The 1352-nt window shown below is 52.8% G+C and carries 1 protein-coding gene; it reads right to left on the reverse strand.

Going from position 1 to position 1352, the window contains the following annotated elements:
- Positions 1–192: 192 nt before the first annotated feature.
- Positions 193–1305 (reverse strand): transposase, encoded by a 1113-nt coding sequence (locus tag MUN73_RS22515; RefSeq protein WP_250142764.1) that lies wholly within the window; start codon positions 1303–1305, stop codon positions 193–195.
- Positions 1306–1352 lie beyond the last annotated feature (47 nt).

Consider the following 1352-nt stretch of genomic DNA (forward strand, 5'->3'; position numbering starts at 1 on the left):
ACAGTCGTTGCCGAACCAAGATGTAGAACAAGCTGAAACAGATTGCTTCGTCACCGAAAGTGACGGAGTAATTGATCCAGTGAGTGGAGGTGCAGTTGAGAGAGCGAAGGAGCGCCGCTCATCGGCGCTCCGTAGCGTTATCACTCATTGGATGCTTCCTAACCGATTAGCTCGGTCGGCTGGAGTGGAGTTCTATCCGTAGTCGGTTGGGAGAACAAATTCCTGGAAGATCTTCGTCGAGATCGGTGGCTTCCCTGGAATTGTACCATCTGTGACGAGAACATTCGCTAGAACCCAGAGATTGTACAGTGCAACCGCAAACAGAAAGTAGAACAGTCGCACCGAGAACGTCGGCGACGACGTTCTCGGAAGAAAGTCACCGATCTGCCGGTATGAGGTTTCAATCCCCCATCGGCGGCGGAATGCTGCCGCGTACGCTCGTGCTGCTTCTGGTTCTATCTCTCGGTTTGTGACAAACCACACGTGTTCGTCCTCTTTCGACCGGTGTGGGACAGCAAAGACTGTTACAGGAACTGATGCGGTCGGTTTCCGTTTGCGTTGCATGAGATAGTCATCGACGACCGTCTCAGCGTCAACGCTGAGACGGTCTTTCATCCCTTTGCTCGGACGCGCACGAACGATGTAATCGACATCGAGTTGTTCCAGTTCCGCGACAACGTGAACCTGATAGAAGCCACGGTCAAGATAGACGTGTCTGAGCGAGATGTACTGCTGGGCGGTCTCCAGCAGCGTTCGAACGGCTTCGCGCTTGGCGCGAAAGCCGTTCTCTTCGAGCGGAAGTACAGCAAGCGTAAATCGTGTTCCAGGTGCCACAATACAGAGAGTCGCAAAACAGTACGTTCGAGTCGTTCCTCGGTCCGGGTAGGTGGTGAGAACATGATCTGTGTCGGCTGCACCGTAGAACCGCCATTCGTGAAGATCGATCGCGACATCGACATAGTTCGGTAACAGCCGACGTTTCCGAAGAATCTCGAAGAGATCGTCGCGGACGCCATCGAACTGCTCGTCGATGGCGTCCGCGTCCAGATTCCGAAGATGGTAGAGAAGTGACTTTGCAAGCGAATTGCGAGCCGTTGACGTGATGTCAACTGGTTCCTTGTGATCTAACTGGTACGTTTTCCCGCCTGTATTGGCGAACTCTTGATCAAAAGCGATCCGAGAGAGGACTTCGAGAAAGTCCTCTCTCGTGTACTTTCCACACGACTTGATGTCAAAGTCGAGTTCTGGGTAGACAAGAGTTGATGCGGCACGACAGACCTGTTTTGCTTCGGTTGTCTTGACCATAGACAACTTCACCAGCAGTGTCGTGAATTAGGTTCGGCGTCTACTGT

Source organism: Halosolutus amylolyticus (assembly GCF_023566055.1).
GTDB classification, from domain to species: Archaea; Halobacteriota; Halobacteria; order Halobacteriales; family Natrialbaceae; genus Halosolutus; species Halosolutus amylolyticus.